7 protein-coding genes are annotated in these 6,000 nt (G+C 75.3%); 4 read left to right on the forward strand and 3 right to left on the reverse strand.

The annotated features are described in order from the left end of the window. Window positions 1-312 precede the first annotated feature (312 nt). From ACIQ87_RS38880 to ACIQ87_RS38890, 3 genes are all read right to left on the reverse strand, one after another. Window positions 313-915 carry an AAA family ATPase gene (locus tag ACIQ87_RS38880; protein WP_402416793.1) on the reverse strand — a complete coding sequence of 201 codons (603 nt, stop codon included), beginning with the start codon at window positions 913-915 and terminating at the stop codon, window positions 313-315. Window positions 916-985: 70 nt separating this feature from the next. Then, a complete protein-coding gene (locus ACIQ87_RS38885; protein ID WP_402416796.1) occupies window positions 986-1,522 on the reverse strand; it encodes a DUF6328 family protein in 537 nt (178 codons plus the stop codon). Between the two features lie 11 nt (window positions 1,523-1,533). Further along, window positions 1,534-2,211 carry a MarR family winged helix-turn-helix transcriptional regulator gene (locus tag ACIQ87_RS38890; protein WP_402416798.1) on the reverse strand — a complete coding sequence of 226 codons (678 nt, stop codon included), beginning with the start codon at window positions 2,209-2,211 and terminating at the stop codon, window positions 1,534-1,536. 49 nt (window positions 2,212-2,260) lie between these two features. Here ACIQ87_RS38890 and ACIQ87_RS38895 point away from each other — a divergent pair, with 49 nt between their 5' ends. The 4 genes from ACIQ87_RS38895 to ACIQ87_RS38910 form a co-directional block, all read left to right on the forward strand. Further along, window positions 2,261-3,235 (forward strand): DMT family transporter, encoded by a 975-nt coding sequence (locus ACIQ87_RS38895; protein WP_402416801.1) that lies wholly within the window; start codon window positions 2,261-2,263, stop codon window positions 3,233-3,235. A 68-nt stretch (window positions 3,236-3,303) separates the two neighbouring features. Continuing rightward, a complete protein-coding gene (locus tag ACIQ87_RS38900) occupies window positions 3,304-3,903 on the forward strand; it encodes a nuclear transport factor 2 family protein (RefSeq protein WP_402416804.1) in 600 nt (199 codons plus the stop codon). Between the two features lie 175 nt (window positions 3,904-4,078). After that, complete coding sequence (locus ACIQ87_RS38905) at window positions 4,079-4,591, forward strand: hemerythrin domain-containing protein (RefSeq protein WP_402416806.1); 513 nt, start codon at window positions 4,079-4,081, stop codon at window positions 4,589-4,591. A gap of 366 nt (window positions 4,592-4,957) precedes the next feature. Continuing rightward, window positions 4,958-6,000 (forward strand): RNA-guided endonuclease InsQ/TnpB family protein (locus ACIQ87_RS38910; protein ID WP_402416809.1); only part of this gene is annotated, 1,043 nt, incomplete at its 3' end.

Genomic DNA, 6,000 nt, shown 5'->3' on the forward strand with positions numbered 1-6,000 from the left:
GGGTCCGACGTCCCACTGCGCGCCCGGGGTCCGGGCCGCCCGACGCGGCGCGGCCCTCTCGGCCGTCCGGATCCGCCGCCCGCCGCCCGCTGCCCGCTGCCCGCCGCCCGCCGCCCGCGCGGGCCCTGGGCCTCCGGCCTCCGGGCGGCGGTGCGCCCGGGCACCGTGCCCAGGGCGCGGACGCCGAGCGGCGCGGCATCGACCGCCCCGCGGCCCCGCCGGGCACCGACTCCCGTACGGCGGCCGCCACATCGGGCGCCGGACACGAACTCCCGGGGGCGGCTCGCCGGTCCGGCCCGGCCCGGCCGGCCGTCAGGCCAGGGCGGCGGCCAGGCGTTCGGGCAGGGTGGCGTACGGGCGGCAGTCGACCACGGGCAGGGCGTGGGCGCGGGCCTGGCCGGCGAGCCAGGTGCTGTAGCGGGCGCTGACGGCGGCGCGTTCGGGCTGGTGGCCGCAATCCGGCTCGCGGTCGGCGTAGTTGGCACCGATGCGCCGCGGGTCGTCCTCGTGCAGGAACACCGCGCGCACGCGCCGGCCCTGCCCGGCGGCCTCGGCGGCGGCGCGGGCGGCGGCGGCCGGGGTGAGGTAGTCGCCCTCCACGATCGCCGGCACGTCGACGGTGAGCCGGTTGCGCACGACACCGAGCAGCGCGTCGTCCAGGGCGCGGGCGGTGGCGATCTGCAGCTCCAGGACGCGGTCGGCGGGCAGCGCGTCGGGGTCGGGCACGGCGGCGAAGTGGTGCAGGCCGGGGTGGCCGGCCGGGGTGGTGGCGGCCTGCAGGGCGGCCACCACGTCGTCGAACTCCACCACGAACGCGCCGTGCCGGGCGGACAGCAGGGCGGCGGCGCGGCTCTTGCCGAGGCCGGACGCGCCGCCGATCAGCAGGACGTCCCACGGGCTTTCGTCGGTATGCATACCGGCACGGTAGACGGTCCGGGTCACGGCCCGGTCCCGAGGGGCGGGGCAGACGGCGCAGCGGGGCGGGTCAGGAACGGTCGCGGGCGGCGGAGCGGCGCACCGCCCACGGCAGGAGGAACCACAGCACGGCGAAGATCAGCGCGATCGCGCAGGTGATCGGCACCGCCGGCGCCGTGCCGAGGACGACGTCCAGGACCAGCAGCACCGCGCCGGTCAGCGCGCAGGCGAGCAGCAGCAGGCCCACCTGGGCGATGCGGACCGAGACGGTGACGATCCGTTGCTTGCCGGGGTGGTGGTACAGGCCGCGGTGCAACGCGACCGGGGTGGCCAGCACGGCCGCGGCGACGACCGACAGCAGCAGGGTGGCGACGTAGATGTCCTGCTGGGCGTCGGTGAGCTGGGTGAAACGCGGAGTGAAGGCGACACCGAGCAGGAACGCGAAGACGATCTGCACACCGGTCTGGAGCACCCGCAGCTCCTGGAGCATCTCCACCAGGCGCCGGTCGGCCCGCACCTCCGGGTTCTCCCAGCCGGGCGGGGGAGCGGGGGAGGGCGACGGGGCGCCCGGCGGCGGTGGCGGGGGCGGTGGCGGTGCGCTGGTCATGCGTCAGCTTCTCACGGCCCGCCGTCCCCGCCGTGGGTGCCGCCGACGCCACCGCCACCGTCCCCGCCACCGCCACCGCCACCGTCCCCGGTGCCGCCGCCGGCCCCGTCCAGGCGGTGCTGCCAGGCGGCGAGCAGACCCCGCAGGGCGGCGGCCTCCCGCGGGCTCAGGTGGGCCAGCAGCCGGTGCTCGTTGCGGATGTGGGCGGTGAACGCCTCGTCGAACAGCCGCCGCCCGGCGTCGGTCAGGGCCACCACACGCCCGCGCCGGTCGTCCACGGCGGGACGGCGGGTGACCAGCCCGGCACGCTCCAGACGGTCGACCCGCTTGGTCATCGCCCCGGTGGTCACCATCGTGTGCGCGGCCAGCTCGCCCGGGGCCCGCTCGTACGGGGCGCCGGCGCGGCGCAGCGCGGCGAGCACGTCGAACTCGCCCTCGCCCAGCCCGTAGCGCTGGTACACGAGCGTCAGCTCGGCCGTCAGCCGGGCGGCGAGGCGGTGCAGACGCCCGATGACGGCCAGCGGCGAGACGTCCAGGTCGGGGCGCTCACGCCGCCACGCGGCCTGGATCTGGGCGACGTGGTCCGCGGACGGCTCCTCGTACAGGGCCTCGCGGGGGTCCGCAGGCCGGTCCCCGTGAGGGTCCTCGTGCTGGTCCGCGTGGGGGTCCTCGTGCTGGTCGGGCTCCATGGACACCACCCTACCCGCAATCGCTTCCCGGGAAGCTATATTGCCTTCCATGGAAGCCAACGAACGGCGGTGGGTGCTGCTCACCGCCCTCGCCCCCGTCGCCTGGGGCGCCAACTACTGGGTCACCCACGCCCACCTGCCCGCCGACCGCCCACTGTGGGGCGCCGCCCTGCGCGCCCTGCCCGCCGGCCTGCTGCTGCTCGCCCTCGCCCGCCGCCGCCCACACGGCGCCTGGTGGTGGCGCAGCGCCCTGCTCGGCCTGCTCAACACCGCCGCCTTCTTCGTCCTGCTCTACCTCGCCTCCCAACTGCTGCCCACCAGCGCCGCCGCCACCGTCATGGCCGCCTCCCCGCTGGCCATGCTGCTCACCGCCTGGGCACTGGCCGGCCAGCGCCCGCGCCGGGCGCACCTGGCGGGGTCGGTGGTGGGCCTGGCCGGGGTCGCGCTGGCACTGGCCGGGCCCAGGGAGGGGATCGGCTGGGCCGGGCTGGCGGCCTCGGTGGCGGCGATGCTGGTCTCCTCCGTCGGCTACGTGCTGGCCGCCCGCTGGCGCGAGGGCGCCGACCCGCTCGCCGCCACCGCCTGGCAGCTGACCGCGGGCGCCCTGGTGCTGCTGCCGCTCGCCGCCGCCGTCGAGGGCGCGCCCCCGCCCGCGGACGCGCCCACCCTGCTCGCCTTCGGCTACAGCACCGTCGTCGCCACCGCGCTCGCCTTCACCTGCTGGTTCGCCGGACTGCGCCACCTGCCGGCCGGCACCGTCGGCCTGCTCGGACTGCTCAACCCGCTCACCGGCGTCCTGCTGGGCGCCGCGCTGGAGGGCGATCCCTTCGGGGCGCGCCAGGGCGCGGGACTGGCCCTGGTGGCCGCCGGAATACTGCTCGGCCGCCCGCGCGCCCGCGCCGCCGATCCCGCGCCCGCCGCGGATCCCGCACCCGCCGCCGGGTCCGATCCCGCCGCCGGGTCCGATCCCGCCGACGGGCGGGACGGGTGCGGGTCCCGAGGCCTTGATCTCAAGTCGACTTGAACTCCTAGTCTCCGTGGTGCGCGGCCGAACCGGCCGCGACCCGCACCGCGATCCCGGGGAGCCCCGCCATGACCACCGCCGCCGCGCCCACCGCCACACCCACCGCCACACCCGGCGCCGCCGCGCCCACCGCCGCGGACTTCGCCGCCCTCGAGCAGCGGGTCCGGGTCCTCACCGACCGCGCCGACATCACCGGCCTCATCGACGGCTACCTGCTCAGCCTCGATGCGGTGCCCGGCGGCGGGCGGTTCGACGAGGCGTGGGCGCGGCGCCACTTCACCCCCGACGTGCGGATCACCTCGCCGGTGGGGGAGCACGAGGGGATCGACGGGCTGGCCGAGTCCGAGCAGGCCACTCTCGGCAAGTTCGAGCGGACCCAGCACGTGGGCGCCAACTACATGATCGACCTGGACGGGGACCGGGCCGCGGTGCGCTGGAACGCCGTCATGGCCCACGTCCACCTCGCCTCGACCCAGCGGGCGCGCGGCGAGGAGCCCGGCGGCCACTTCGACGTCGGTGGCACCTTCACCGGCGAGGCGGTGCGCACCCCCGACGGTTGGCGCCTGCGCAGCCTGGACGTGCGGGCCGTGTGGACGACCGGGAAGGGCCCGCTCACCCTGACCCCGAAGGCCGAGGCGACCCTGCGCGGCCTCGCCGGCGGACAGTGACGGCGGGCAGCGACGGCGGGCAGTGACGGCGGCCCGGAGACCGGCCCGGAGACCGGCCGGGCACCGGCACCGCGCTTGCCCGCCGGCCGGGACGCGTGATCGGATGGCGTGAGCATCGCGTGCCGGTGACGGACCGCGTCAGGCATGGAGGTGCGCAACCGAAGGGACCGCCCCCGTGGCCTCCCGCCCCACCGGCCGTACGGCCGCCCTCAGCCTGCAACTCGCCCGCGCGCACCAGGAATTGCGCCGCCGCCTCGCCGACCTGCGCGCCGACCTCGGCCGCCCCCGCCGCCCGGACGGCCCCGGCGGCCACGACGACCCGCTCCTGGCCCACTGCCTGGCCTTCTGCACCGCCCTGACCCACCACCACCAGGGCGAGGACACCGGCCTGTTCGCCCGACTCCTGCGCGAACGCCCCGACCTGGCCCCGACCATCGGCAAACTCGTCGAGGACCACGGCCTCATCACCCACATCCTCACCCGGGTACGCGACCTCGCCGACCAGGCCGCCACCACCGCCACCGCCACCGGCGCCGACCTGGAGGCCGTCGGACGCGAACTCGACGGTCTCGCCGCCATCATGGACTCCCACTTCGCGTACGAGGAACGCGCCATCGGCGCCGCCCTGGACACCGGGGCGGGCGACGACGGCTGGTCCGAGGCGGTGCTGCGCTTCCGGGCACCGTGAACCGTAAGCCGTAAAACCCGTCGCCCCGTACGGTCCGCCTTCCCACACTCGCCACGCGGCCGCGCCCCGACGCGCGGCCCGACCGCGACGACGACAACGAGGAGAGGGGGCGGGCGGCCATGCCGAAGCAGAGCGCCGCCGCTCCTCTCCTGCGTCGCGGTACGAGGTGATCCGAATTCTTGATCGCAGGCCCTGGTTTACCTGGGGTCTGCTCTTCCCCGGACGGAGCCGCGAAGCGGTGTGAGTCGCTGTGTTGTCAGCGACGTGCACTAGGTTGATCGTGGCCGCTGAAGGAGGTGTTTCGCGATGTTGTCGGGGCGTCGATATCGGCTTGAACTCGACTCGGCACAGGCCGGGTTGTGCGAGATGTTCGGTGACATCTGCCGGGTGGTGTGGAACACCGCACTGGAACAACGGCGGGAGTACCGACGGCGGGGTGCGTGGATGAACTACGTACCGCAGGCCGCCGAGCTGGCGGAGGCGAAGCAGGAGTTCCCGTGGCTGGCCGACGCTCCGTCGCATGTGTTGCAGCAGACTCTGCGGGACCTGGACCGGGCGTGCCGTGAGCACGGGACGTTCAAGGTCCGGTGGCGGTCGAAGGCCCGCTGGTCGCCGTCGTTCCGGTTCCCGGTCGGCAACCGGATCACGGTGGAGCGGATCGGCCGCAGATGGGGCCGGGCGAAGCTCCCGAAGCTCGGCTGGGTCCGGTTCCGCTGGTCCCGGCCTCTGAGCGGAGAGGTGCGGTCGGCGACCGTTGCCCGGCAGGGGCGGCACTGGACGGTGTCGTTCTTGGTGGAGGACGGCCGGAGAACCCCGGAGCGGCACGCCCTGCCGGATCGGGTGATCGGTGTGGACCGGGGCGTGAAGGCGGCCGCGACGACCAGCGACGGCACCTTCTACGACCGTGCTTACGTCACGGCCGGTGAGGCGAAACGGCTGCGCCGCCTGCAACAGCAACTCGCCCGGTGCAAGCGCGGCAGCAACCGCCGCCGGAGCGTGCTCGCGAAGATCAACGCGATCACCAGTCGGGTCCGCCACCGACGTGCGGACTTCTGCGCACAGACCGCCCACGCACTGACCACCGCGAACGCACTGGTGGCGCTGGAAGACCTCCGCACGAGAAACATGACCGCCTCGGCGGCCGGTACTACCGAGCAACCCGGCCGGGGCGTCCGCGCCAAGGCCGGGCTCAACCGGGCCATCCTCGACAAGGGCTGGCACCAGCTCGAACTCGCGCTGCGCAACGCTGCGCGTACCACCGGCACCCGCGTGGTGCTGGTGAATCCCGCGTACACATCGCAGACCTGCCATGCATGCGGGCATGTGGATCCGAAGAACCGCAAGAGCCAAGCGGTCTTCGAGTGCACGGCCTGCGGGCACGGGGACCATGCTGACGTGAACGCCGCGAA

Source organism: Kitasatospora sp. NPDC096204 (assembly GCF_044763205.1).
GTDB lineage: Bacteria > Actinomycetota > Actinomycetes > Streptomycetales > Streptomycetaceae > Kitasatospora.